The following is a 25943-nucleotide window of genomic DNA, read 5'->3' as shown; positions in this document are numbered from 1 at the left end:
CTTCACGCGTGGCGAGTTCGATCACCGCGTCCGCGGCGCGCACCACGCATGGAGCAGCGCACGCGCATTGATCACCGCCGGCGATCCGCACACAGGATGCTCGCCTCGCACACCAGTTGCCCGTCGACCGAGGCCACGCAGTCGAACTTCCAGATACCGCGCTTCTCGGTGACGATGCGCGCCTCGAGCTGCAGGCGGTCACCCGGCACCACCGGGCGCTTGAAGCGCAGCTTGTCGGCACCCACGAAGTAGTAGATCGAGCCGTCGGCAGGTTTCTTGTTCATGGTCCGGAAGCCGAGAATTCCGGCAGCCTGGGCCAGCGCTTCCACGATCAGCACCCCCGGCATCACCGGCAGCCCCGGGAAATGACCCTCGAAAAAACCCTCGTTCACGCTCACATTCTTGTACGCGACGATCGACGTGCCGGGCGTCAGCTCGGTCACCCGGTCCACCAGCAGGAAGGGGTAGCGATGCGGCAGGTATTCGCGGATCTCGTTTACGTCCATCAGCATGAGCGATCATCTCCAGGTTGGCGGGCGGTGGTACCCAGGTGCCGTTCCATTTCCGCCAGCGTACCCGAAGATTACGAGCCTGGCTCGGGAACGGAACGGTTTATCAGGCTCATCGCGGTGATCGTCACATGATCGGCGATTTCGAGCGGCCCAACCAGAGCGGCACCGCCGCCCATGCGACAATATTTTCCGACCCGCACACTGCCGCCGATACCCGCGCATCCGGCGATCGCCGTGTAGTCGCCGATTTGTGCGTTATGCGCTATCTGCACCTGATTGTCTATCTTTACACCACGACCGAGCAGGGTGTCGGCCAGCGTCCCGCGATCGATGCAGGTGCCGGCACCGATCTCGACTCCCTGTTCGAGGCTGCAGTGGGGCCCGGTGCTGGCGCCCGGAGGGACACGCGCAGACACATCGATCACGGCGCTCGGGTGAATGCCGGGGACCGCTCGCGGAGTCTCGTCGAACAACGCCGACAGGCGGGCAAAACACAGGTAGGAATCCGGCACGACCAGGCAGTCAACCGGACATCGAGCCGCCATTGGGACCCGCAGCATAACCGCCCCGGCCGCCGTGCCGCGCACCCGTCAGAGAGTGCGCCGGCGCGGCGCAACATCATTTTTTCAGCTGGTTGAGCTTTTCGGTGACCTTGCCGTTGATGCTGTAACCGGCATCCGCGTACAGCGCAGCCTGGGCATTCAGCAACAGGCCAATGCTCTCGGCTTTCACCACGTCCATCACCACCGTGTTGGCGCGCGGCATCATTTCACGCATCACGCGCTGCGCGACATCACGCTCGGACTGCTGCAGTTTCTTGACCACGAACTCGAGGTCCGCACCCACTTCCTTGATCTTGCGGCCCTGCTCGGCTTCTTGCTCGGCGCTCATGACTTCGCGGTTCTTGTTGAACTGCTCCGCGAGGTCCTCGTACTGCTTCTTCAGCGCCTCGGCATCTTTCTTGTTCTTGGTGTAATCGGGCGTCTGGCGCAGGATATTGAACTGCGCTTTGGCTTCTTCCGTGCTGAACACGGCTTCCTCGAGGTTCAGTACCGCGACTTTGCCCTGGGCAAGAGCGGTGGCGGAAAACACACACATCAGGCAGGCAATCGCCGCTGTACGACCAAAGCGCTTCACTACACGACTCCAAAATGTTGAGGTGATGGGGAAATAACCCGCTTAAAAGCCCTGACCGAGCGAGAACTGGAAGATCTCGGTGTTGTCCTCGCGCTCGTCGTTGAGCGGTTTGGCCAGGCTGAAAGTGATTGGACCGAAACCGGTGATCCAGGTCACTCCGAAGCCGACCGAGTAACGCAGCTCGCCGAAATCAAGGTCGGAGCATATTAATTGCTGGGATTTGCAATTGGTATCAAAAACATTACCAAAATCGAGGAACAAGCCCGAGCGTACGGAGCGCTGATCCTTGATGAACGGCAAGGGGAACAACACCTCGGCGCTGCCTTCGACGAGTATGTTGCCGCCAAAGGGATCGGTGCCGTTGTTGTTGGTGTACACCCCGTCAACCAGGATCTTTTCGCCATCCGGGCCATCACAGCGCACCACGCCCGCGCCATCGACCGTCGGCGCACAACTGATATAGACGTACTGATCGTTGACCACGTCGACGACGTTGCCGTTGGCGTCGTAAACGGGGACATTCTGGATCCGGTAGGTCTGGGCCGGCGTACTCTGGGGACCCAGCGTATTGCTCTTGTAGCCGCGTACCGAGCGGAAACCACCGGCATAGAAGTGCTCATAGAACGGCAACTCGCTGGTGTCACCCCAGCCGCCGCCATAACCGAGATCGGAACGCAGATGGAAAGTGAACTGGCGCCACAACGGCAGAAAGATCTGGCCGTTGTAAGTGATCTTGTAATACTCGAGATCGCTGCCCGGCGTGGAAACCTGCAACGAGAGATTCTGCGAATACCCGCGGGTTGCGAGCTGGCCGCGGTTCAGCGCGAACTGCGACCAGCTGCCGGTGAGCAGGAGGTTGTCATAGACGTCGCCATACAGATCGAGAAAGCCATCCGGGGTGCCGGTCTGGAAGAAACTGTCGGGTACCGGGGACTGGATGGCATCGAGCGGGTACCAGCCGTTCGTCAGCGAAAGATCGCTCTGGTTGACATAGCCAATGGTGTTCTTGATCGGGCGCGGGCTGCCCTTGATCTCCTGCACCGCGCCGCGACCGGCGGTAATATCGGTGTGATTCACGCCCACACTCAGCCCAAGGCGCTGGGTCTCGCTGATCGGATAGCCGAAACTCACCGTCCCGCCGATGGTATCCGTGGTGTAACTCGCGACGTTGATCTCTTCCAGATCGGTCGAACGGTAGAACAGCGTGAAGCCACGGCTCACCCCGTCTTCCGTGAAATACGGATCGACGTAATTGAAGCTGTAGAGCGACTGGTACTGGCTGGTGTTCAGGCCGATTCCGATCTGCTTGCCGGTGCCAAGGAAGTTGTTCTGCTGCAGGTTCGCGCCGAGGATGAGCCCGGCGTCCTGCGCATAACCCACGCTTGCCCCGATACTGCCGGAGGACTGTTCCTCCACCGTGTACTCCACATCGATCATGTCATCGGTGCCGGGTACCTCCTTGTTCTCGGTCTTGACCTCCTTGAAGAAGCCGAGCCGCTCGAGACGCACGCGCGACTGCTCGATCAAAGCCGAGGAAGCCGGCGCCGACTCCATCTGGCGCATCTCGCGGCGCAGCACCTCGTCGATGCTCTTCACGTTGCCACGGAACTCGATGCGCCGCACATAGGTGCGCTTGCCCGGATCGATGAAAAACTTGACCGCGACCGTCTTGTCCTCGTCGTTGATCTCGGGAATCCCGTTGACCTTGGCAAAGGTGTAGCCTTCCACGCCGAGGCGCTGCGTGATCAGCTCCTCGGTATTGGTGACCTGGACCTGGGAAAAATCCTGACCTTCGCGCAACAGCAGGTAACGCCGCATCTCTTCCTCGGAGAGCACGATATCTCCCGACAGATCGACCTTCGTCACCGCATACTTGTCGCCCTCGGTGATATTCACGGTGATGTAGACGCCGCTGCGATCCGGGGTGATCGCGACCTGGGTCGAGTCGATGTTGAAGCGGATATAGCCGCGATCGAGATAATAGGAGCTCAGGTTCTCGAGGCCGCCGTTGAGCTTCTCGCGCGAGTACTTGTCATCGCTGGTGATCCACGACAGCCAGCCCGAGGATTTGAGCTCGAACAGATCGACCAGATCGTCTTCGTTGAACACCGAGTTACCCACGATGTTGATGTGCTTGATCGCGGCAACGCTGCCTTCGGAGATATTGATGTTCACCGCGACCCGGTTGCGTGCCTGCTCCGCGATCTCGGTCTCGATCGTGGCATCGTAACGCCCCTGGCTGACATACTGGCGTTGCAGTTCCACGCGCATCTGCTCGAGCGTGGCACGCTGGAACACCTGTCCCACCGCGAGCCCGGCTCCCTTGAGTCCGTCCATCAGCGCATCGGTTTCGATCGCCTTGTTGCCATCGATGTTGATTTCGCTGATCGACGGTCGTTCGACCAGGGTGATGACCAGCACATCGCCATCGCGGCCAATCTGCACATCATCGAAATTGCCCGAACGGAACAGCGCCCGCGAGGTGTCGGCGATCGCCGCCTGGTCGATGCGATCGTTGACCTTGATCGGGATATCGTTGAACACGGATCCGGGGGAAATGCGTTGCAGGCCCTCGACACGGATGTCGGTGACCACGAACGACTCGGCCCATGCCATCCCGGCGAGGCCGAACAGCAACGGCAGCAGAACTAGATATCGCTTCATGGGGGGTATCTGGCAGGTCCTTGTGCGTCGAGTCCTGCCCTGCGCGGCAAACCACATCAGTTTGCCGCAAGGCGACTCAGGTCGTTGTAAAAAGCCAGCATCATCACGCCGACCAGAATGAACAGGCCGACCTGGTAACCGAGCATCTGCACCCGCTCCGAAACCGGGCTGCCCTTGAGCATCTCGATGAAACAGTACATCAGATGGCCGCCATCGAGCACCGGAATCGGCAACAGGTTCAAAACACCCAGGCTGATGCTAAGCAGCGCGAGAAAGCTGATATAGGCTTCGAAACCCGATCGCGCCGAGGCGGACGCCACTTTAGCAATCGTGATGGGTCCGCTCAAGTTTTTCGGTGATATGAGACCCTCGAGCATCTTGCGGACCGAGTCCACGGTAAACACCGACAGCGACCAGGTCTGGGCCAATGCGGGCGTCCAGGCCTTCAACGGGCCATAGCGTTCCATTCTGAGGTATTCGGCAGGCCATTCCGGCACCTGCACCGACACCCCGACCTGCCCGCCCTCGCTGCCGTCCGCGCGCTTGACGCGCGCAGGCGTGATCTGCAACAGGTGCGGCGACCCGTCGCGCTCCACCTTGACCCCGAGTGTCACTCCCGCGCTGTCGCGCACCAGGTCCACCCATTCCTGCCAGGTGGATACCGGCACCCCATCGACGGCGAGAATGCGGTCCGCCGGGCGCATGCCGCCCAGTTCGGCCGGACTGCCAGCCATCACTTCCGCGATCCGCGGCTCGACCACCGGCTGCAGATACTCGATGCCGAGTCCGTCCAGCAGATCGGGTTCGTCGGCGCCTTTCAGCCAGCCTTCCACATGCGCCGTGGTCTCGTAGACCAGTTCCGAATCGGGGTAGCGCGCCGAGAAGCGGATCTCGCCACTCTCTCCGAGCCGCTGCAGCAATTGCATCGCCACCGCCTGCCGCGTGCGAGTCGGCTCGCCGTCGATGGCCACGAGTTCCTGTCCCGGCTCGAGGCCCGCCGCTTCCGCTATGGATCCGGGACGGACCTCGCCGATCACCGGTGCCAGACCGCGCACTCCAATCATGTAAAGGAGATAGAACGCAAATATGGCGAGCAGGAAATTGGCCAGCGGGCCCGCTGCCACGACCGCGATGCGCGCCAGCACCGGCTTGCGGTTGAAGCTCAGCGTCAGCTCGTCGTCGGCCACCGGCCCTTCACGCTCGTCGAGCATTTTCACGTAGCCGCCAAGCGGCACCGCGGCCACCACGTATTCCGTCCCGTCGCGCCCCTGATGGCGCCATACGGCCTTGCCAAAACCGATCGAGAAGCGCAGGACCTTGACGCCACAGCGGCGCGCAACCCAGAAATGGCCGTATTCGTGCACCGCGACGAGGATCCCGAGGGTCACCACGGTAATCAGGATGGTTTGCAGCATATCCATGTCTTTTCCCCCGCTAATCCAGCACGCCGAGCAGCTCGCGCGCCAGCACGCGCGCATCGGCATCGAGGGCTTTGACATGCTCCAGCGATTCCGGTTCTGCGACAATGTGCCGTTGCAGCACCCTGTCTATCAGCTCGGCGATCCGGGTGAAGCCGATCCGTCTTTCGAGGAACGCAGCCACCACGACCTCGTTTACCGCATTCAACACCACCGGCGCGGATCTGCCAACACGCGCCGCGTGCATCGCCAGACCCAGACAGGGAAAGCGCCCCAGGTCGGGTTTCTCGAACGCCAGCGCCGGCCCGCCGGCCAGATCGAGCGAGGCCGCTCCCGATTCGATACGCTCGGGCCACGCCAGGCCGCAAGCGATCGGAACCCGCATGTCGGGGTTGCCAAGCTGCGCCAGCACCGAGCCGTCGACATACTCGACCAGCGAGTGGACCACGCTCTGCGGATGGATCACGACTTCGATGCGATCGGCGGGCATCGCGAACATCCAGCACGCCTCGATCAGTTCGAGACCCTTGTTCATCATGCTCGCCGAGTCGACCGAGATCTTGCGCCCCATCACCCAGTTGGGGTGCTTGACCGCCTGTTCCGGCGTCACGCGCGCCAGTTGCTCCGGTGCAAGTTCACGAAACGGCCCGCCCGAGGCCGTGAGCAACAGGCGGCGCACCGCCACTTCCCGTTCGCCGCTGCGATAGCCGCCCGGCAGGCATTGAAAAATGGCATTGTGTTCGCTGTCGATCGGCAACAATTCAGCGCCGCCCGCGTGCACCGCATCCATGAAAAAGGCTCCGGCCATGACCAGCGATTCCTTGTTCGCCAGCAACACCCGCTTGCCGGCGCGGGCCGCCCCGATGCTCGGCATCAGTCCCGCCGCACCGACGATGGCTGCCATGACGGTATCGACCGCCGCATGGGTGGCGATCTCGACCAGTCCCTGCTCGCCATCCAGCACGTCGACCGTGAGACCGGACTCCGCGATCGCCGCGCGCAACTGCGCCGCCGCACGAGGATCGACCACCACGGCATACTCTGGGGAAAATGCCTGGCATTGCGCCAGCAACTCGCGCCAGCGCGTCGCACAACTCAGGGCGAATACCCGAAAGCGCTGCGGATGTCGCGCGATCACGTCGAGCGTGCTCACGCCGATCGAGCCGGTGGAGCCGAGTACCGCAATGCTGCGTACGCCGCCGCTTACTTCCATGGGTCACCCGCGCACATCAGACCGAACGCAAACACCGGCAGGCCCGCGGTCAGGCTGTCGAGCCGGTCGAACAGACCCCCGTGACCAGGCAACAGCGAGCCACTGTCCTTGATCCCGCTGTGGCGTTTGACCATGCTTTCCAGCAGATCGCCGACCACCGAGGCAAGCACGGCACCAAGCGTCACGGCAAGCCAGGCGCCGAGACGCGCGCCGCTGATGCCCACCACCACGCCGACCAGCACTGCCAGGGCCATGCTCGCGGCAACGCCCCCGCAGAAGCCGGACCAGGTCTTGCCAGGGCTGACTCGCGGCATCAACTTCGGACCACCCAGCGCACGCCCGGTAAAATAGGCGCCGATATCGGCAAACGCGATGATCGCGATGGCACAGATCACCAGGTATTCGCCATTGGGCAGCGAGCGCAGGAACAGCGCGGCAAGCCACGGAGGCACCAGCACCAGCGCACCCATCGCCCGCAAACGGTCGTTGCCACCCCAGATCCCGGCGCCGCGCGGATACAGTACCACGCCCAGGCCCGCCAGCAACCAGGCGCAGACAGCCAGCGTGAACAGCGCACCGAGACCGGAACCCGGCTGCATCGACCATGGCGCCAGCAGCAGGCATGCGCCTCCCAGCACGACGCCGATCAGCGCGACATAGGCTCCTTTGCCCGTTCGCGTGGCCAACCCGGCCAGTGCTGCCCACTCCCAGGAGGCCGCCAGCACCAGCAGCGCAAACGCCATGCCCATCCACGCCGGCGGCGCAAGCAGGATCAGCGCCACCACGAGCACGGCAAAAACCAGCGCGGTAATGAAGCGTTGTTTCAGCATCAGGATTTCTCGCTCGCAATCCGCGCCGGGCGCGCGCCGAAACGGCGCTCGCGGGCGGAGTAATCGCGCAGCGCCGCCGCGAACTCCCCGGCATCGAAATCCGGCCAGAAGCACTCGGTGAAATACAACTCGGTATAGGCCAGTTGCCAGAGCAGGAAGTTGCTGATGCGATGATCGCCACCGGTGCGGATCAGCAGGTCCGGGCGCGGCAGATCGCTCAGGCAGAGATGCTGCTCGAGACGCTCGGCATCGACCTCGTGCGCAGCGATGCGTCCGGCAGCTACCTCGACGGCAATCGCCCGCGCAGCCTGCACGATATCCCACTGGCCACCGTAATCCGCCGCGATGACGAGGGTAAATCCGCGATTGTCCGCGGTCAGCCGTTCACCGTCCTGCATGAGCCGGCGCAACCGGGGGGCGAAACGCTCCCGGTCACCGATCACCCGCAGACGGATCCCGTTGCCGTGGAGCTTGCGTACCTCTGCGCGCAGATAGCGCATGAACAAGGCCATGAGGCCACGCACCTCCTCCCGCGGACGTTGCCAGTTCTCGCTGCTGAATGCGAACAGTGTCAGCACCTCGACCCCATGTTCGCGGCACGCGCCGAGCAGCTTGCGGATCACCTCGATGCCGGCACGATGGCCGGCGATCGCGGGCAAGCCGCGCGCCTTGGCCCAACGGCCGTTGCCATCCATGATGATGGCCACGTGCTGCGGTATGTTGCCCGGTGCTTCGACCTCCGGAACGAATGGCGTGGATGCCATGGGAATTGCGACTCGCGCCCGCTGGCCTGCGCTCAGATATCCATCAGGTCCTTTTCCTTGGACGCGAGCATATGATCGATCTCGGACACGAAACGATCGGTGAGCTTCTGCACCTCGTCCTGGGCGCGCCGCTCCTCATCCTCGGAAACCGTCTTGTCTTTCAGCAGGGCTTTCAGATCACCGTTCACGTCGCGACGGATATTGCGCACCGACACCCGTGCGGCTTCCGCCTCGTGACGCGCCTGGCGGATGAAACCCTTGCGCGTCTCCTCGGTGAGTGCAGGCATCGGCAGGCGTATGACCTGTCCGGCGCTCGAGGGGTTCAGCCCCAGATCGGATTTCATGATGGCCTTTTCCACCTCGGGCACCATGGCCCGCTCCCACGGCGTGATCATCAGTGTGCGGGAATCCTCGACGCTGATGTTCGCCACCTGGCTGAGCGGCACCTCGTTGCCGTAGTAGGCGACACGGACCGTGTCGAGCAGGCTCGGATGGGCCCGCCCGGTGCGGATCTTGTTGAACGCCAGCCCCAGCATCTCGACACTCTTGCCCATGCGGGTCTCGGCATCTTTCTTCAACTCATTGATCACGACAAGTTCCTCTGCAGCAACGGCTAATCGATCAGGGTGCCTTCGTCGCCGCCCATCACGATACTGAGCAGCGCGCCGGGCTTGTCCATCGCGAACACGCGCACCGGCATGTGGTGATCGCGACACAGGCAGATCGCGGTGAGGTCCATCACCTCGAGCTTGCGGGCCAGCACCTCGTCAAAACCGAGCCGCTCGAAGCGCACCGCATCGGGATTGGTCAGGGGATCGCTGGTGTAGACCCCGTCCACCTTGGTGGCTTTCAGCACCAGCTCCGCATCGACCTCGATGCCCCTCAGGCAAGCCGAGGAATCGGTGGTGAAAAACGGATTGCCGGTACCCGCGGCAAAGATCACCACATCACCCTGGCCAAGCTGGCGAATCGCCTTGCGCCGGTCGTAGTGATCCACGATCCCGCTCATCGGAATCGCGGACATGATCGACGAGGAGATATTGGAGCGCTCCAGCGCATCGCGCATCGCCAGCGCATTCATCACCGTGGCCAGCATGCCCATATGATCGCCGGTCACGCGGTCCATGCCGGAGGCATGCAGCGAGGCACCGCGAAACAGGTTGCCCCCGCCGATCACCAGTCCGACCTGCACCCCGATCCCTACCAGCTGTCCGATCTCGAGCGCCATGCGATCGAGGATCTTCGGATCGATACCGTAGCCTTCGTTACCGGTCAGCGCCTCACCGCTCAACTTGAGCAGGATCCGCTTGTATTTCTTGTCTTTCTGCTTTTGCATCGGGAGACTCGTCTGGAAATCGCACGGGCGCAAGTCTACAGCCATATACGCGTGGCGTCTGCCGCTTCGCACCCCCCGGCGCGCCGGCACGTCCGGCGCGGCGTTGCGTGCAGCGCCCCCGGCATCAGCCTTTCAATTGCGCCGCCACCTCGGCCGCGAAATCCTTGTCTTCCTTCTCGATGCCCTCGCCGACCTCGAAGCGTACGAAGCCGATCAGCTCGGCCCCCGCCTGCTTCAGCAGCTTGCCCACGGTGGTATCGGGATCCTTGACAAAGGACTGCTCGGAAAGACTGATCTCGGCAAGAAACTTGCGCACCCGACCGTCGACCATCTTGGCCACGATATCGGCCGGCTTGCCGCTGTCGGCAACCTGGGCCACGAGAATCTCGCGCTCCTTATCGATCACGGCGGCGGGCACCTCGGCCGGCGTTCCGAACTGCGGGTTCAGCGCCGCCACGTGCATCGCCACATCGCGCGCGAGCTCGGCCGATCCACCGCGCAGTCCGACCAGTACGCCGATCTTGTTGTTGCCATGCACGTAGCTGCCGAGCACCCCGCCGCCCACATCCATCGAGTCGAGGCGCCGCACCGAGATGTTCTCGCCGATCTTCTGCACCAGGGCGGCGCGTTCGGTCTCCAGCGCGCCGCTCATCAGCGCGCTCACGTCGCCGAGCTTTGCGGCAAACGCCTGATCGGCCACCTTGGCGACGAAGCCAAGAAAGTTGGCGTCACGCGCCACGAAATCGGTTTCGCTGTTGACCTCGATGATGAGACCTCGCCCGTCTGCCGCGCGCACGCAGATCACGCCATCGGCAGCGGTGCGCCCTGCTTTCCTGGCCGCTTTCATGCCGCTCGACTTGCGCAGTTCGTCGACCGCGGCGTCCAGATCGCCATTTGCCTCGACCAGTGCCTTTTTGCACTCCATCATGCCCAGACCGGTACGCTCGCGCAGTTCCTTTACCATTGCAGCACTGATGTCCGCCATTTCGATTACCTCCGGATTTGCTGAATTTGCATGCGAAAGCGGCGGCTCACGGGCCGCCGCTTTCGATTCGATGCCGGCCGGACCTTTCCGGTCGGCGAATGTCGATCAGCCGGCGCGCTCCTGCGCGGCGACTTCGACGAACTCATCCTTCGCGACCGCACCGCCGGCATCCTGGCGACCGGCGAGACAGGCATCCGCAACCGCCGACACATACAGCTTGACCGCACGAATCGAATCATCATTGCCCGGAATCAGGTAATCGATGCCCGTCGGATCGCTGTTGCTGTCGCAGATGCCGATGACCGGGATGCCGAGCTTGTTGGCCTCGGTCACCGCGATGCGCTCATGATCGACGTCGACCACGAATATCGCATCCGGCAGCCCGCCCATGTCCTTGATGCCACCGATGCTCTGCTCGAGCTTGGCCATCAGGCGAGTGCGCATCAGCGCTTCTTTCTTGGTGAGATGCAGGAAGGTTCCGTCCATGCTCTGCTGCTCGAGCTCACGCAGCCGCTTGATCGAGGCACGGATGGTCTTGTAGTTGGTGAGCATGCCGCCGAGCCAGCGGTGGCTCACGAACGGCATGCCGGCGCGACTCGCCTCTTCCTTCACGATACTGCTGGCGGCACGCTTGGTACCGACGAACAGCAGGCGGTTCTTGTTCGAGGACAGCTGGCGCACGAAGCCCAGCGCCTCGTTGAAAGCCGGCACCGTGTGCTCGAGATTGATGATATGAACCTTGTTGCGCGCGCCGAAGATGTATTGCTTCATCTTCGGGTTCCAGTAGCGGGTCTGGTGGCCGAAATGGACCCCAGCCTGCAGCATTTCCTTCATGGATACCGTAGTCATTGTTCACCTGCATTGATAAGGGTTGATCCTCCACGCACCCCATGGGCCGACCCCGCAACGAGAAACCCGGAGGCATCGCGCGCGTCGGTGGGCACCCCAGCCCATGTGACGGTGCATGTGTGACATTCGGGCAAGTCACCCAACGTCCACGCCGGATGGCGCTGGATCGTGTGACTTCACCCCACCCCGGAAACGCTTGGCGGCTCTCCGAGGCGGGCGGCTTTATACCACGTCCTCCGGCCAAATTGAACCTGGGCCCCCATTTTTGACAAGATTGACCGGCCGTGAATGGTTTACAATTGTCCGCGCCCGCGAGAGCCTGTCGCAGATGTCCAACAGCAGGGGAACCGATAACACCATGAGGAGCCAGCCAAACCCGATGCCGGGTTACGTCAAAACCGCCGAGGAAATCGCGCGGATGCGCGTCGCCGGTCGTCTGGCGGCGGAGGTGCTGGAAATGATCGCTCCGAGCGTGGTGCCCGGCGTCAGCACCGGCGAACTCGATCGCATCTGCCACGAATACATCGTCGGGGTCCAGCAGGCGATACCGGCACCGCTGAACTATCACGGCTTTCCCAAATCGATCTGTACCTCGCTCAACCAGGTGGTTTGCCACGGCATCCCCTCGGATCGCAAGATTCTGAAGAGCGGCGACATCATCAATATCGATATCACCGTGCTGAAGGATGGCTACCACGGCGATACCAGCGCGATGTTCCTGGTCGGCGATGCCGGGCCCCATGCCGAGCGCCTGAGCAGAGTCACCCGGGAATGTCTCTATCGCGCCATCGAAATCGTGCGCCCCGGGGCCCACCTCGGGGATATCGGTGAGTTGATCCAGCAGCACGCCGAAGGCAATTATTATTCGGTGGTACGTGAATATTGCGGGCACGGAATCGGCAGCCAGTTTCACGAGGAACCCCAGGTGCTGCATTACGGCCGGGCCGGGACCGGCATGGAACTCGTGGAGGGAATGACCTTCACCATCGAGCCGATGATCAATGCCGGCAAGCGCTTCACCAAGCTCTCGAAACGCGACGGCTGGACCGTCGAGACCAAGGACGGGCGCCTTTCGGCGCAGTGGGAACATACCATCCTGGTTACCGCGGACGGCCACGAAGTGCTCACCGCCAGGCGCGGAGAACCGTTCTTCGGCGCCGCGTGAGGGAACAGCATACGTGGGCGTACCCCTGACCGAGTCGCAGCTTGCCGCGACACTGGATGAAGGCGCACCGCTGCTCGCCTCGGTTCGCGAACAACTGAGCCTGCTGCGCACCCATCTGGACCAGCGTTTTGTCGCGGGTGACGACATCCGCACGCTGGTCTGCGAGCGGGCACGCCATATCGACACCATCCTGCGTTGCATATGGACTCATCTTGGGCTCTCCGCACACCCGGGCATCGCGCTGGTGGCGGTGGGCGGCTACGGGCGCGGCGAACTGCACCCGCATTCGGATGTCGATGTGCTGGTGCTGCTCGAGGCGGCGGAGATCCGCGGCGCGAACGCCGCGGCGCTCGAGTCTTTCATCACCTTCCTGTGGGACACCGGCCTCGCCATCGGTCACAGCGTGCGCACCATCGAGGAATGCCGCGCCGCCGCGCTCGCCGACATCACCATCGCAACCAGCATCATGGAGGCTCGCATCGTCGCCGGTGAGGGCGCGCTGCTCGAGCGTCTGTCCGCGCTGACCGGACCCGACCAGATCTGGCCGAGCGCCCGGTTTTTCCGCGCCAAGTGGGACGAACAGATCGCGCGTCATCGCAAGTTCAACAACACCGAGTACAACCTCGAACCGAATATCAAGGGTTGTCCGGGCGGATTGCGCGATGTACAGACGGTCGGCTGGGTGGCCAAGCGCCATTTCCGCGCCACAAGCACGCTCGAGCTCGTGGCCCAGGGCTTTCTGACCGAGTCCGAATACCAGGGACTCAGCACCGGGCAGGATTTTCTGTGGCGGGTCCGCTATGGACTGCACATTCTGGCCGATCGCGCCGAGGACCGGCTGCTGTTCGATTACCAGTTGAGCCTGGCCAGGCTGTTCGGCTACGAGGACGACAAGCGCGGGCTCGCGGTCGAGCATTTCATGAAGGATTACTTCCGCTGGGTGCTGAAACTCGGCGTGCTGAACGAAATGCTGACCCAACTGTTCGACGAGGCGATCCTGCGCGCCTGCGAGCCAGTGAACATCTACGAGCTCAATCCGCGCTTCCGGGTCTGCAACGGCTATATCGAGGCGACCAGCGACACCGTGTTCCGGGTCACGCCATATGCGCTGATCGAGATATTCGTGCTGATGGCACAGCACCAGTTCATCGTCGGCGTGCGCGCCACCACGATGCGCCTGATTCACCAGCAGCAACGCATGATCGATGACGGACTGCGCCACGATGCACGCGCCAACCGCCTGTTCCTGCAATTGCTCGGCTCGCCGTGGCGGGTTGCCACCCAGCTCGACCGGATGAAGCGCTATGGCGTTCTGGGGCGTTTCATTCCCGAGTTCGGACGCATCATCGGCCAGACGCAGCATGACCTGTTCCACGTCTACTCGGTCGATTCACATACCATCCGGGTGGTGCGCAACATGCGTCGCCTGTTCCTGCCGGAAAGCCGCGAGATGTTCCCGACCGCCTGTTTCGCGGTGCGTCGCCTGCCGCGTCCCGAGTTGCTGTATCTCGCTGGCCTGTTTCATGACATCGCCAAGGGACGCGGCGGCGATCATTCGGAACTCGGCGCACGCGATGCGCATGATTTCTGCCTGCGGCTGGAACTGAGTGCGCGCGAGGCGAACCTCGTCGCATGGCTGGTCAGCAACCACCTCGTGATGTCGACCACCGCGCAGCGCAAGGACGTGTCCGACCCGGAGGTGATCAACAACTTCGCGCAGCTGGTCTCCGACCAGCTGCACCTGGATTACCTCTATACCCTCACGGTTGCGGATATCAACGCAACCAATCCCACGCTGTGGAACAGCTGGCGCGCGAGCCTGTTGCAGGCACTCTATGTGGAGACCAAACGGGCGTTGCGCCGGGGTCTGGAAAATCCGGTCGACAGTGGCGAGCGGGTCGCCGAGACGCGGGCCGGCGCGCTGGTGCTGCTGGCGGCACGCAATGTCGCGCCGCAGCGCGCCGAAGCCTTGTGGCAACACATGGGCGATGATTATTTCCTGCGTGAAACCGCCGAAGACGTGGCCTGGCACACCGAGGCAATTCTTGGCAGCCAGACTCCCGACGACCCTCTGGTGCTGCTGAAGCAGTCCGGTAACCGTTTCGATGCAGTGACCCAGATCTTCATCTACACGCCCGATCGCGACAACCTGTTCGCGGTCATTACCGCAACCATGGAACAACTCGGTCTCAACGTGCATGGCGCGCGGGTCTATTCATCCGCCGACCATCACACGCTCGATACCTTTTTCGTGCTCGATCTCGATGGCAAGCCGGTCGATCACGGCGATGCGCGCGGCAGCGAGATCCGCCGCACCCTGCTCGAGCATCTGCGTGGCGAGGAGCAATTTCTCGATATCGTCCAGCGCCACACCCCGCGCGCGCTGAAGCACTTCCGCTCGCCTACCCGAACCCGCCTGGTGGCCGACGCCGAAAAGGGCTATTCGATACTCGAGATCATGACCCCCGATCGCTCCGGTCTCCTGGCGCGCATCGGGCGCGTGTTCCTGGCCTTTGGCATCAAGGTACAGAATGCCCGCATCACCACGCTCGGCGAGCGGGTCGAGGACGTGTTCTTCATCACCGATGCCAGCCAGCAGCCGATCGAAGCCGAATCGCTCGGCGAGCCACTGCAGGAGGCGATACGCGATGCGCTGGACAGCGAAATCGGCGAGCCGCCACGCATCAGCCGGTCAGCCACATGAACCCCGATCTGCAACGTCTGCACCCCTACCCCTTCGAACGCCTGGCAGCGTTGCTCGCGGGGGTGCCAGCCCCCGCGGCGCTGTCGCCGGTCCTGATGTCGATCGGCGAACCGCGTCACGCGGCACCCGCCTTCGTGCTGGAGGAAATCAGCGCCCGCAGCAGCGGCTATTCGCAGTACCCGAAAACCGCCGGTGTGATCGAACTGCGCGAAGCGATCGCCACCTGGCTGGTGCAGCGCTATGAACTGCCCGCGACAAGCATCTCGGCCGACGCCCATGTACTGCCCGTCAATGGCAGCCGCGAAGCGCTGTTCGCGTTTACCCAGTGCGCGGTTTCGCGCGCCGCCAATGCCGCGCCGCTGGTCGCCATGCCCAATCCGTTCTACCAGATCTACGAGGGTGCGGCATTGCTCGCAGGGGCAACGCCCCTGTTCCTGCCCGAGCGGCAGGACCGGCCCGGAATCGCGGATTTTGCCGCGGTCTCCGCCGCTGACTGGCAACGCTGCCAGATGCTGGTCGTGTGTTCGCCGGGCAATCCTGCCGGCGCGGTGCTGGATCTCGGGGACTGGCGTGAAATCTTTGCGCTGGCCGATCGCCACGATTTCATCGTGGCGTCCGACGAATGCTATTCGGAACTCTACCTCGACGAAAACGCGGCACCGGTGGGCGTATTGCAGGCGGCCGTTGCCACCGGTCGCGAGGACTTTCACCGCTGTATCGCGTTCCACAGCCTGTCCAAACGCTCCAGCCTGCCAGGTTTGCGCTCCGGTTTCGTGGCCGGCGACCGCGCGCTCATCCGCGACTTCCTGCTCTATCGCACCTACCATGGTTCCGCGATGCCGGTCCCCCACCAGTACGCGAGCCGCCTGGCATGGTCCGACGAGCAGCACGTGCGTACCAACCGCGCGCTCTACCGTGAAAAATTCCGGGCGGTACTCGAGACGCTCGACGGTTGTCTCGAACTGAGCGCGCCGGCCGGCGGCTTCTACCTGTGGCCGCGCACGCCGGTCGACGAATGCGTATTCACCCGCGAGTTGTACCGCTCCACCCACGTCACGGTTCTTCCCGGCAGCTTTCTCAGCCGCCCCGATGAGCGTGGCGACCCCGGCAAGGGGCGCGTTCGCATGGCACTGGTCGCGGAACTCGCGGAGTGCGTCGAGGCCGCACGCCGGATCCGGGACTTCGTGAACCGCGCGCAATTCTGCTAAGCTCGCCCGTCAATCCCCTGGAGTGGAATCCCTGCCTTGCTGCTGGTCTACGGAATTTCCAACTGCGACACCGTCGCCGCTGCACGTCAGTGGCTGCAAGAGCGCGGTATTGCCCACGAATTCCATGACCTGCGCAAGGAACACGTGGATGCCCACACCATCGAGCGGTGGCTGGAGGAACTCGGCCGCGAACGCCTGATCAACAAGTCGAGCGCCACCTGGCGCACGCTCGATCGCACGCAGCGCGAGCAGGTCGACCAGGGAAATCCGGTTCCGGTGATCCTTGCCAATCCCACCCTGATACGGCGCCCGGTGCTGGTCGGTGACGATCTGCTGCACAGCGGGTTCAGCAAGGCCGACTACGAAAACCTGTTTCCGCGCACCTGAGAAATTCTGCTGGAGAAACCATTGTCCATGACGGCACCACTGTTTGCCTTTGGAGTCGGGATCGGCACCCGTGCCACACGCGGCGACTGGCTCGAAGTCTTCTACCCGGCGCCGCTGCGCGCACCGGACGCAGCGCTCGGTGCCGCGCTGGCGCAATCCTGCGCATACCAGGGCGGCAACGAAACGCTGCAACCGGACGCCGGCTCGTTGCGGGATCTGTGCCGCCTGATGCGCACCACCGGCTTCGAAGCACAGGCCGCACTGATCGAACGGCTCGCCGGCACGGATCGGCCACAGCTGCTCACCTGTCTCGCCACCGACGCCCCGCCACGCGGCGTGGCCGAGGCCTATCTCAAACTGCATCTGCTCTCGCATCGCCTGTGCCGTCCACGGCAGCAGAACCTCGAAGGCCTGTTCGCGGTTTTGCCCAACGTCGCCTGGACCAGCGAAGGGGCGATCGAGGTGGTCGAACTCGACGAGCGGCGCCTGCAGGCACGCCTCGCCGGGCGCACCCTGATCGTGCATGGTATCGACAAGTTCCCGCGCATGACCGACTACGTGGTGCCCGCGGGAGTACGGATTGCAGACGCCTCGCGGGTGCGCCTCGGCGCCTATCTCGGCGAGGGCACCACCGTGATGCACGAGGGTTTCGTCAATTTCAACGCCGGCACCGAAGGGCCGTGCATGATCGAAGGGCGCATATCGGCGGGCGTGTTCGTCGGCGCGGGCTCCGATCTGGGCGGGGGCTGCTCGACCATGGGTACCCTGTCGGGCGGCAACAGCAGCGTCATCGCGGTGGGACGCGAGTGCCTGGTCGGGGCCAATGCGGGAATCGGCATCTCGCTCGGCGATCGTTGCACCGTGGAAGCCGGACTTTATGTGACCGCCGGCTCGCGCATCACGGTGCGCGATGAAATGGGCGCGGTGGTCAAGACAGTGGCCGCGCGCGAACTGAGCGGAGGGTCCGACATGCTGTTCCGGCGCAATTCGCTGAACGGCGCCATCGAGTGTCTCAGCAACCGCTCCGCGATCGCCCTCAACGAATCACTCCACAGCCATAACTGAGCGATGACAAACCCCGAGGCGCTGTCCCCGACCCTGGAGCTGGCCATCGAATTGATCCGGCGCCGCTCCCTTACGCCCGACGATGCCGGCTGCCAGCAGCTGCTCGGCGCACGCCTCGGGAAGCTCGGCTTCGAATGCACGCACCTGCGCTACGGCGAGGTCGACAACCTGTGGGCAGTGCACGGCACCGAGGGGCCGCTGTTCGTTTTTGCCGGACACACCGACGTGGTACCGCCGGGACCGGAAAGCGCGTGGCTTCACCCGCCCTTCGCACCCCTGATTCAGCACGGCATGCTGCTCGGCCGCGGCGCGGCCGACATGAAGGGCAGCCTGGCGGCAATGGTCACCGCCTGCGAGCGCCTGCTCGCCACGCAGCGGCCACACGGCCGGATCGCGTTCCTGCTCACCAGCGACGAAGAGGGGCCATCGATCGACGGCACGCGCCGCATGGTCGAATACCTGCGCGCGCGCGGCGAGCAGATCCGCTGGTGCCTGGTGGGAGAGCCGTCCAGCAGCATTGTGGTTGGCGATGCGATCAAGGTGGGGCGGCGCGGTTCGCTCGGTGCCGAACTCACGGTGCGCGGCGTGCAGGGCCATGTTGCCTATCCGGAGCGCGCCCTCAACCCCATCCACGGCGCCGCCGCAGCGCTGGCCGAGCTGGCGAGCGTCAGCTGGGACAATGGCAATGAATTCTTTCCGCCCACCTCATTGCAGATATCGAACATCCACGCCGGCACCGGCGCCACCAATGTGATCCCCGGTGACATGCAGGTGCTGTTCAACCTGCGCTTCGGCACCGAATCGAGCACCGCGCGATTGCGCGAGCGGGTCCATGAGCTGCTCGACCGTCACGGTCTCGACTACACGATCGAATGGACCCTGCACGGCGAGCCGTTTCTGACCGCCGGCGGCGAACTGCTCGATGCAGCCGTCGCGGCAATCACCGAGGAGACTTCAGCCGCGCCCGAGCTGCTGACCAGCGGCGGCACCTCGGACGGGCGTTTCATCGCCCCGCTCGGTTGCCAGGTGATCGAACTCGGCCCCTGCAACACGAGCATTCACCAGGTCGACGAATGCGTGCGCGCGAGCGATCTCGATTCACTCAGCGCGATGTACCAGAACATCCTGCAAAAGCTGCTCTGCGGTCAGGCGAATTTGCGCAACGCGTAGACATCGAAACGGGTACTGCGCCCTTCGATCGCATGGCTGGGTTGCGGCCCGGCCAGCGGCGGCGCCTTGCGCGGACGCTTGACCACAACCCGGTGCACGGCGCTCCCGAGCGCGGCTTGCAGCAGTGATGGTGCATCCTCGTCGCCGCCGACGACACCCTGAAAGAATCGCATCTCCTTGCGTACCCCCGCGCTGCCGTGGCGCTCGGGGAACATCGGATCGAGCAGCACCACATCGGGTGCCGGGGCGGCCCACGCATGCAACACACCGCGCGCATCGGCGCAAATCAGCCTCAGCCGCGCCGCCAGTTGCCGCACCTCATCGCGCTCGCACGAGCGCGCACGCACCAGGGCATCGTCGAGCAGCGCGGCAATCAACGGCTGGCGCTCGATCATCGAGACTTCGCAACCAAGCGCGGCCAGCACTGCACTGTCACGCCCCCATCCCGCCGTCGCATCGACCACGCGCAGGGCACGGCGCTGATAGACACCAACCGCGCGTGCCAGGTCCTCGCGGCGCGCGCCCGGCCCCCGCATCCGGTACCACAACGCCGGATCGGCAAAATCGGCGCGCACCGCCAGCATGCGGGCACTTCCGGTCATGCCAAGTGCCAATCCCGCTTTGCTCACCAGCAGCAAATAGACATGACCGGCGTGTTGCCGCCAGTCGTTGTTGCCCAGCACGACACTGTCGAGCCCCAGCACCTGCGCCAGCGTGCCGGCGCGCGCGGTGCTTGCCTCGTCCAGGCAGGCGAGCGCGACACTGCCGTCAGCGGCCATCGGCGCCGGGCCCGAAGCCAATGGCGGTATTGCCGGCCCTTTCATCCCGGGTACAGGGATTCACCGTGGCGCACCCAGCCGGCATCCACGACAGCCTCGCAGGGCCTGAAACATCATTCGGGAGACCCGAAATGTAGTAGGCTTGGCAAAGGACGCAATGGCAAGCGGAACCGGACCATAAAGGACTTCCAATGAACACAAAATCCCCCGTTGTTGCTGCCGGCATGGCCGTATTGCTCTCGGCGCTGAGCGCTTGTGAAGGTTATACCTACACCGTGAACGAGCGTACCGTGTTCGAGAAACCGAAACTGTTCTCGGAGTTCGACATTGCCGATGAGGGCCTGCGCGCCTGTGTCGAGCAGGCAATCAGCGATGGCAATATCAAGAGCGCCGAGACACTCGAGGATCTCAACTGCTCCAGCGCCGGCATCGGCAGTCTCCAGGGAATCGAGATTTTCGGCAACCTGGAACGGCTCGGCATTGACGACAACGCGATCAGCGATCTGTCTCCGATCTATGCGCTGGGGAAGCTGGAGCTTCTGCAGGCGCGTGGCAACGCCCTGGAATCGCTCGATACCCGCCTGTGCCAGGGCACCGCGAAGCAGATTGCCCTGGCCGGCAATGACGCGCTCGACTGCGCCGATATCGCCGCAATACACGCCTGCGGCACGACCATAATCGACCAGCCCGCGCATTGCGCCGGCCCCTGAGATCAGGCCATGGCGATACGCGCGGAGCTCTCGAGCATTGCGCGCAGCTGTGCAATCGGTAGCGGGCGCGCAAAGAAATAACCCTGCAGCAGGTCGCAACCCATCTCGCGCAGCAACGCGACATGCTCCGCGGTCTCCACACCCTCCGCCACCACGGTCATGTCGAGTCCGTGCCCCAACGCGATGATCGAACGGATCAGGGCGCGATCCTCGGTGTCGGCGCACAGATCGCGCACAAAGGAACGGTCGATCTTCAACGTGGTGATGGGCAGCCGGTTGAGATAGGAAAGCGAGGAATAACCGGTGCCAAAATCATCGACCGCAACCCCGACGCCGAGCGCCCGGATCGAGGCGAGCTGGGTCTTGACGCGCGCGAGATCCTGGATCATCACGCTCTCGGTGAGTTCGAGCATGAGATGTTTGGCCGCCATTCCAGCCTCGCGCAAATGCGCGCTCAGGGTATCGAGCAGGCGACCTTCGCGGAACTCGGAGGCGGATATGTTGACCGAGAGCCGCAACTGCACGCCGAGATCGGCGTTCAGAGCCGCGACATCGAAGATCGCGCGCCGCATCACGAACTGGCCGATATCGCCGATCAGGCCCGCATCTTCCGCGATCTTGATGAACTCTTCGGGGGATACCTGGCCAAGCTCCGCGGAATACCAGCGCACCAGGGCCTCCACGCCGTGCATTCGCGCCTCGACTCCGGGGTCGTGAATCGGCTGGTAGTGCACGCTCAGTTCCTGCTGGTTCTGCAACGCCACGCGCAGGTGCGTCTCGACCGCGGTGCGTCGCTGTGCGGCGTGATTCAACCGCGCGTCGAAAAAACTGTAGCAGTGACGCCCGCGCCCCTTGGCATCGTAGAGCGCGAGATCGGCGTGACGCATCAATTCCTCGGGATCATCCGAATCGCGCGGTCCCACCGCAATCCCGATACTGACCGAGGTGTGGATCTGCTGCGTATCGATCTCGATGGCATCGCGAAAGCGCGCGAGAATGCGCTCGGCGACCAGTTTCGCATCGCCGTCATCGATCAGGTCGGGCAACACGATCAGGAACTCGTCACCGCCGAGCCGCGCGACGGTATCGCCGGGACGCACCGCGGCACCGAAAATCTCCCCCATGCGCACAATGACACGGTCACCGAAGCGATGCCCGTAGGTATCGTTGATCACCTTGAAGTTGTCGAGATCGGCGAACAACAATGCCGCACCGCGATTCTGCCGCATCGACATCGCAATCGCCTGGCGCAGGCGGTCCATCACGAGGGTCCGGTTCGGCAGGTTGGTGAGTGGATCGTAATGCGCCAGGTGCATCAGCCGGCCGTCGTGACGACGCTGCTGGGCGCGCGCATAGCCGTAAGCCAGCCAGGTGGCCAGCAGATAACCGAACATCAGCAGCAGCGGCAATGCCAGGGCTTTCAGGACGCGCAAACGGAGCAGTCTCATCGAGGTGCCCGCCACCACTGTCAGGCCGCTTTCGGGAAGATGCACCACGGAGACCAGGAATTCGCCGCCGAGCCCTGGCAGCGCCAACCGGGCGACCTGCCTTTCTGACTCGATGAGTGCCCCGAGCTGCTGGATCACCATCGACGGGAGCGGCGCCCCGTAGAACTTGCGCAGGGTGTCGCGGTTCATGTACGGGGAATTCACCACTGACGCGTATTGCAGGTAGCCATCGTCACGGATTACCGCAAGCCCGGTCTTCGGTGGCTGTTGCAGTCGTGCCCAGAGCGTGTTGCCACCATCGAGATCGAGCCCTGCAGTCATCACCCAGCGCACGCTGCCATCGGGTTCCGGGATCGCCACCCGCATCGGGATCACCCAGTCGTTCAGCCGCTCGATGAAATAGGGACGCCCGATTTTCAGGGTGTGACTGTGCAATGCCGCGGCGAAACTCTCGCGGGTGTTCTCGCCAAGAGCCAGGTTGGGAAGCCTGGTGCCGGCGGCAACACCGCTCGTCAGCACCAGCTGTCCGTCCGCTCGTACCAGCCCGAAGGCCTTGATACCGCTGTCGGCGCTGGCAACCTGCTCGATCAGCGCGCGTCCGTTCTCGGGATTCTCGTCAACCCCGAGCTGGCGCAATTGTTCTCCGATCATGCGCAGGCGTGACTCCTGCACGATCAGCGTGGCGCGCGTTCCCTCGGCGAACAAACGGTTGACATAGCGTAACTCGGCTTCCGCGTCCGCGCGCTGCTGCGCTACCGTCTGCCATGCATACAAAGCAAACAGCAGCACGAACAACGCCGCAGCCGCGAAAAACTGCGCCTTGAGCGGATCACGCGTCCTGCCTTGCACCTGCGGTGCCGACATATTCCTTCCCGTCACGAGCAACGCTTGTCAGAATAGGTCATTTTCGCGCTGCGGGAAACGGACGCTCGCGATTGGTTCTTCCGACTGCCTTCCAGTCGAAAATCCACGGTAATCCGTTGACGATGCAATAGCCGATCACAATCAGGTTGGCCCGACAGGTCCCGGCGGCGACCGTGTTGATTTTCAATGCCGCGAAACGCTGCCGCCAATGGTCTGACTCGCCGCGCGCATGCGCCGCGGTCCGTTTTCATCATGAATGCCCTCTGTTTTACCTGAGCAATCTCAACGCGCAGGAACCGCGGCGATGAACTTCCTGTTCGCCGTGCATTACCACCAGGAGCCAGTGGGGTGGCCTTTTGCGAGGCGGCAATCTGGCAGCCTTGCCGAGCCTGACAATCGCGCTCGCGCTGCAGCAGATCCGTCGCGAGGAAGTGCGCTCACTGTGTTTCGATCAACGCAATCGGGGTGCGAACCTCGGCTTCCTCACCTTGCGCCAGAAGGATCGACGTGAGGGTTCCTGTCACCGGCACCTCGAGATCCTGTACTGCTTTTGCGGTTTCGATTTCCACAAGTGGCTCGCCCTGTGTGACCGTGTCGCCTACGGCCTTGTACCAGCGCAGGATCGTGCCTTCGTTCATGCCGGTGCCCCATTTGGGCATGATCACCTTGACCTTCATCTGTCGCCTCCCGTGTTGCGGTTCACATCAGGCTGCGCGCGATGGCCGCAATGCTGTCCCTGTTCGGATAAAGTGGTTTCTCGAGCGGGGGACTGAACGGAATCGGCACGTCCGGCGTGGTCACGCGACGGATCGGCTTCTTCAACAGATCGAAACCCTCTTCCGCAACAATGGCCGCAATTTCCGCCGCCGCGCCGCAGGTGCGGTGCGCATAATCGACAATCACGAGTCGGCCGGTCTTGCCGAGCGAGTCGAGGATCGCATCCGTATCCATCGGCACCAGTGTGCGCAGATCGATCACCTCGGCACCGATGCCGTCGGCCGCAAGCGCCTTGGCGGCAGCCAGTGAGGCCTTGAGGCAACCGGCGACCGACACGATGGTCACGTCGCTGCCTTCGCAGCGCACGGCCGCCTTTCCGATCGGCACGACAAAGTCCGTATCAGTCGGCACCTCTTCGCGCATACTCCAGAGGTCGTTGTCCTCGAAAACCAGAACCGGGTCGTCATCACGGATCGCCGCCTTGAGCAAACCCTTGGCATCGGTGGGCGTCGCGGGCACCACGATCTTCAAACCCGGCACGTTCATGAACATCGGATAGGGGCGGTCGGAATGCTGCGCCGCATTCGCCTGGTTATGCCACATCGACGCACGGAAGGTTACCGGCACACGCAGTTGTCCCCCGCTCATGTAATGCAACTTGGCCGCCTGGTTGATGATCGGGTCGGAGGCGAGATAGACGAAGCTCGCGATGGTCAGGTCGACGATCGGTCGCAGGCCCGTCATCGCAGCGCCGACCGCCATGCCGGAGAAGCCATTCTCCGAGATGGGCGCGCTGCGGATCCGCTTGGGGTCGATATCGCCATAGGCTCCACCAGCGGCGTACAGGGAGATATCCTCACCGATGATGATGACGTTGGGGTCGCGCGCCATTTCCTCGCGCTGGGCGAGGGAGAGAGCATCGAGATAGCTGATCCTGGCGGTCTGGCTCATCGTGCTGCACCCCTCGGGTTGCGGATGACAGGGCTGGAATAAACGAGTTCAAATGCCTCGCCCGGATCGGGAAACTGACTTTCCCTGGCAAACTCGACGGCCGCGTTTACAGAGCGCGATACCTCCTCCTCGATCCCGGCCAGGGCAGCCTCGCTGTTTCCACGCGCAAGCAGTGCAGCCTTGAACAACGCAACGGGATCGCCCTCGGCCTTGAAGCGTTCCAGTTCCTCTTTGGGTCGATAGGCACCATTGACGAAGAGACCGACGCAGTGCTCATCGAAGCGGTAGGTCTTGGCCTCGATAAGCGTCGGTCCCTCGCCGCGCCGGGCGCGCGTGACAGCTTCGGCGGTGGCACGGAAAACTGCCTCGAAATCCTGACCGTCGACGATCACGCCGGGCATTCCATAGCCCTCGGCGCGGCGCGCCACATCCGGTTGGCCATGCGTGGAGGCCGCCGCAGTCACGGCGGCATAGCGGTTGTTTTCACAGAAGTAGATCACCGGCAATTTCCACACGGCGGCCATGTTCAGCGATTCATGGAACGCGCCTTCATTGACCGCGCCGTCGCCGAAGAAGGACAGGGCGACCTGATCGGTACCGCGCACCTGGGCGCTCAACGCGGCGCCCGTTGCCAGCGAGATGCCGCCACCGACGATCGCCGATTCGCCAATGCTGCCGACCGAGGTGTCGGTCAGGTGCATCGAACCGCCGCGGCCTTTGCACACCCCCGTCGCCTTGCCAAGAATCTCGGCCATCAGCGGCTTCAGATCCGCACCCTTGCCGATGGGATGGCCGTGGGAGCGGTGGGTGCCCGACATGTAGTCATCCTGGCGCAAAGCCATGCAGGCGCCGACGACGGCCGCCTCCTGGCCGATGCTCGAATGGCACGCACCGGGCACCTCGCCTTCATTGATGAGTCGGGTGACGGCCTGCTCGAAGCCGCGAATGCGCAGCATGCGGCGAAAGCCTTCGATCTCGATTTCGCTGTTCATGTCCGGACTCCAGATCCTTCGCTTGTCTATCGAGCGCAATTCGTGCAGTAATTCGTGACACTAACCTGTTTTGGA

General features: G+C 63.4%; 24 protein-coding genes. 7 read left to right on the top strand and 17 right to left on the bottom strand.

The genetic code is table 11. The annotated features are described in order from the left end of the window. Positions 1-71: 71 nt before the first annotated feature. The 12 genes from fabZ to rpsB form a co-directional block, all read right to left on the bottom strand. The gene (gene fabZ / locus IPF49_16785; protein ID MBK6289257.1) at positions 72-512 is read right to left on the bottom strand and encodes a 3-hydroxyacyl-ACP dehydratase FabZ; all 441 of its coding nucleotides are present in this window, start codon (positions 510-512) and stop codon (positions 72-74) included. 71 nt (positions 513-583) lie between these two features. After that, entirely contained in the window at positions 584-1072 is a 489-nt protein-coding gene (locus tag IPF49_16780; protein ID MBK6289256.1) for a hypothetical protein, read from the bottom strand. A 58-nt stretch (positions 1073-1130) separates the two neighbouring features. Further along, positions 1131-1649, bottom strand: a complete 519-nt coding sequence (locus tag IPF49_16775; GenBank protein MBK6289255.1) for an OmpH family outer membrane protein — start codon at positions 1647-1649, stop codon at positions 1131-1133. Between the two features lie 42 nt (positions 1650-1691). Beyond that, positions 1692-4313 carry an outer membrane protein assembly factor BamA gene (gene bamA / locus IPF49_16770; protein ID MBK6289254.1) on the bottom strand — a complete coding sequence of 874 codons (2622 nt, stop codon included), beginning with the start codon at positions 4311-4313 and terminating at the stop codon, positions 1692-1694. Positions 4314-4369: 56 nt separating this feature from the next. Continuing rightward, complete coding sequence (gene rseP, locus IPF49_16765) at positions 4370-5734, bottom strand: sigma E protease regulator RseP (GenBank protein ID MBK6289253.1); 1365 nt, start codon at positions 5732-5734, stop codon at positions 4370-4372. 13 nt (positions 5735-5747) lie between these two features. Continuing rightward, positions 5748-6944: a 1-deoxy-D-xylulose-5-phosphate reductoisomerase gene (locus tag IPF49_16760; GenBank protein ID MBK6289252.1), complete on the bottom strand. Its 1197-nt coding sequence runs from the start codon at positions 6942-6944 to the stop codon at positions 5748-5750. Beyond that, on the bottom strand, positions 6935-7774 hold the full coding sequence (locus IPF49_16755; GenBank protein MBK6289251.1) for a phosphatidate cytidylyltransferase: 840 nt from the start codon (positions 7772-7774) through the stop codon (positions 6935-6937). Before IPF49_16755 ends, IPF49_16760 begins: the two co-directional genes overlap by 10 nt. After that, positions 7774-8538 (bottom strand): di-trans,poly-cis-decaprenylcistransferase, encoded by a 765-nt coding sequence (uppS, locus tag IPF49_16750; GenBank protein MBK6289250.1) that lies wholly within the window; start codon positions 8536-8538, stop codon positions 7774-7776. The genes IPF49_16755 and uppS overlap by 1 nt, the downstream gene beginning before the upstream one ends. A gap of 32 nt (positions 8539-8570) precedes the next feature. Next, entirely contained in the window at positions 8571-9128 is a 558-nt protein-coding gene (gene frr, locus IPF49_16745; protein ID MBK6289249.1) for a ribosome recycling factor, read from the bottom strand. Positions 9129-9151: 23 nt separating this feature from the next. Then, positions 9152-9874, bottom strand: coding sequence for a UMP kinase (pyrH, locus tag IPF49_16740; protein ID MBK6289248.1), 723 nt, complete (start codon positions 9872-9874; stop codon positions 9152-9154). A gap of 124 nt (positions 9875-9998) precedes the next feature. Beyond that, positions 9999-10859 carry an elongation factor Ts gene (locus tag IPF49_16735; protein ID MBK6289247.1) on the bottom strand — a complete coding sequence of 287 codons (861 nt, stop codon included), beginning with the start codon at positions 10857-10859 and terminating at the stop codon, positions 9999-10001. A gap of 105 nt (positions 10860-10964) precedes the next feature. After that, positions 10965-11708, bottom strand: a complete 744-nt coding sequence (gene rpsB / locus IPF49_16730; protein MBK6289246.1) for a 30S ribosomal protein S2 — start codon at positions 11706-11708, stop codon at positions 10965-10967. A gap of 379 nt (positions 11709-12087) precedes the next feature. On the opposite strand from rpsB, the gene map reads away from it, so the two are divergent. The 6 genes from map to dapE are packed head-to-tail and all read left to right on the top strand — an operon-like array spanning position 12088 to position 19407. Continuing rightward, entirely contained in the window at positions 12088-12873 is a 786-nt protein-coding gene (gene map, locus IPF49_16725; protein ID MBK6289245.1) for a type I methionyl aminopeptidase, read from the top strand. Between the two features lie 13 nt (positions 12874-12886). After that, a complete protein-coding gene (gene glnD, locus IPF49_16720; GenBank protein MBK6289244.1) occupies positions 12887-15577 on the top strand; it encodes a [protein-PII] uridylyltransferase in 2691 nt (896 codons plus the stop codon). Further along, entirely contained in the window at positions 15574-16785 is a 1212-nt protein-coding gene (gene dapC, locus IPF49_16715; protein ID MBK6289243.1) for a succinyldiaminopimelate transaminase, read from the top strand. Before glnD ends, dapC begins: the two co-directional genes overlap by 4 nt. A 36-nt stretch (positions 16786-16821) precedes the next feature. Beyond that, positions 16822-17172 (top strand): Spx/MgsR family RNA polymerase-binding regulatory protein, encoded by a 351-nt coding sequence (locus IPF49_16710; protein MBK6289242.1) that lies wholly within the window; start codon positions 16822-16824, stop codon positions 17170-17172. A 39-nt stretch (positions 17173-17211) separates the two neighbouring features. After that, positions 17212-18237 (top strand): 2,3,4,5-tetrahydropyridine-2,6-dicarboxylate N-succinyltransferase, encoded by a 1026-nt coding sequence (gene dapD / locus IPF49_16705; protein ID MBK6289241.1) that lies wholly within the window; start codon positions 17212-17214, stop codon positions 18235-18237. Between the two features lie 21 nt (positions 18238-18258). Then, positions 18259-19407: a succinyl-diaminopimelate desuccinylase gene (gene dapE / locus IPF49_16700; GenBank protein MBK6289240.1), complete on the top strand. Its 1149-nt coding sequence runs from the start codon at positions 18259-18261 to the stop codon at positions 19405-19407. Here dapE and IPF49_16695 read toward each other — a convergent pair. Next, the gene (locus tag IPF49_16695) at positions 19383-20186 is read right to left on the bottom strand and encodes a class I SAM-dependent methyltransferase (GenBank protein MBK6289239.1); all 804 of its coding nucleotides are present in this window, start codon (positions 20184-20186) and stop codon (positions 19383-19385) included. The genes dapE and IPF49_16695 overlap by 25 nt on opposite strands. Positions 20187-20377: 191 nt before the next feature. On the opposite strand from IPF49_16695, the gene IPF49_16690 reads away from it, so the two are divergent. Further along, positions 20378-20896: a hypothetical protein gene (locus IPF49_16690; GenBank protein MBK6289238.1), complete on the top strand. Its 519-nt coding sequence runs from the start codon at positions 20378-20380 to the stop codon at positions 20894-20896. Positions 20897-20898: 2 nt separating this feature from the next. On the opposite strand, the gene IPF49_16685 is transcribed toward IPF49_16690, so the two are convergent. The 4 genes from IPF49_16685 to IPF49_16670 form a co-directional block, all read right to left on the bottom strand. Next, positions 20899-23208 carry an EAL domain-containing protein gene (locus tag IPF49_16685; GenBank protein ID MBK6289237.1) on the bottom strand — a complete coding sequence of 770 codons (2310 nt, stop codon included), beginning with the start codon at positions 23206-23208 and terminating at the stop codon, positions 20899-20901. Between the two features lie 437 nt (positions 23209-23645). Beyond that, positions 23646-23885, bottom strand: a complete 240-nt coding sequence (locus tag IPF49_16680) for a biotin attachment protein (GenBank protein ID MBK6289236.1) — start codon at positions 23883-23885, stop codon at positions 23646-23648. Positions 23886-23907: 22 nt separating this feature from the next. Next, positions 23908-24876: an alpha-ketoacid dehydrogenase subunit beta gene (locus tag IPF49_16675; GenBank protein MBK6289235.1), complete on the bottom strand. Its 969-nt coding sequence runs from the start codon at positions 24874-24876 to the stop codon at positions 23908-23910. Next, positions 24873-25868, bottom strand: a complete 996-nt coding sequence (locus tag IPF49_16670) for a thiamine pyrophosphate-dependent dehydrogenase E1 component subunit alpha (protein MBK6289234.1) — start codon at positions 25866-25868, stop codon at positions 24873-24875. The genes IPF49_16675 and IPF49_16670 overlap by 4 nt, the downstream gene beginning before the upstream one ends. Between the last annotated feature and the right edge of the window lie 75 nt (positions 25869-25943).

This window comes from Gammaproteobacteria bacterium, from assembly GCA_016705365.1.
Taxonomy (GTDB): domain Bacteria; phylum Pseudomonadota; class Gammaproteobacteria; order Pseudomonadales; family UBA5518; genus UBA5518.
This window is presented reverse-complemented; position numbering and strand designations above follow the sequence as displayed.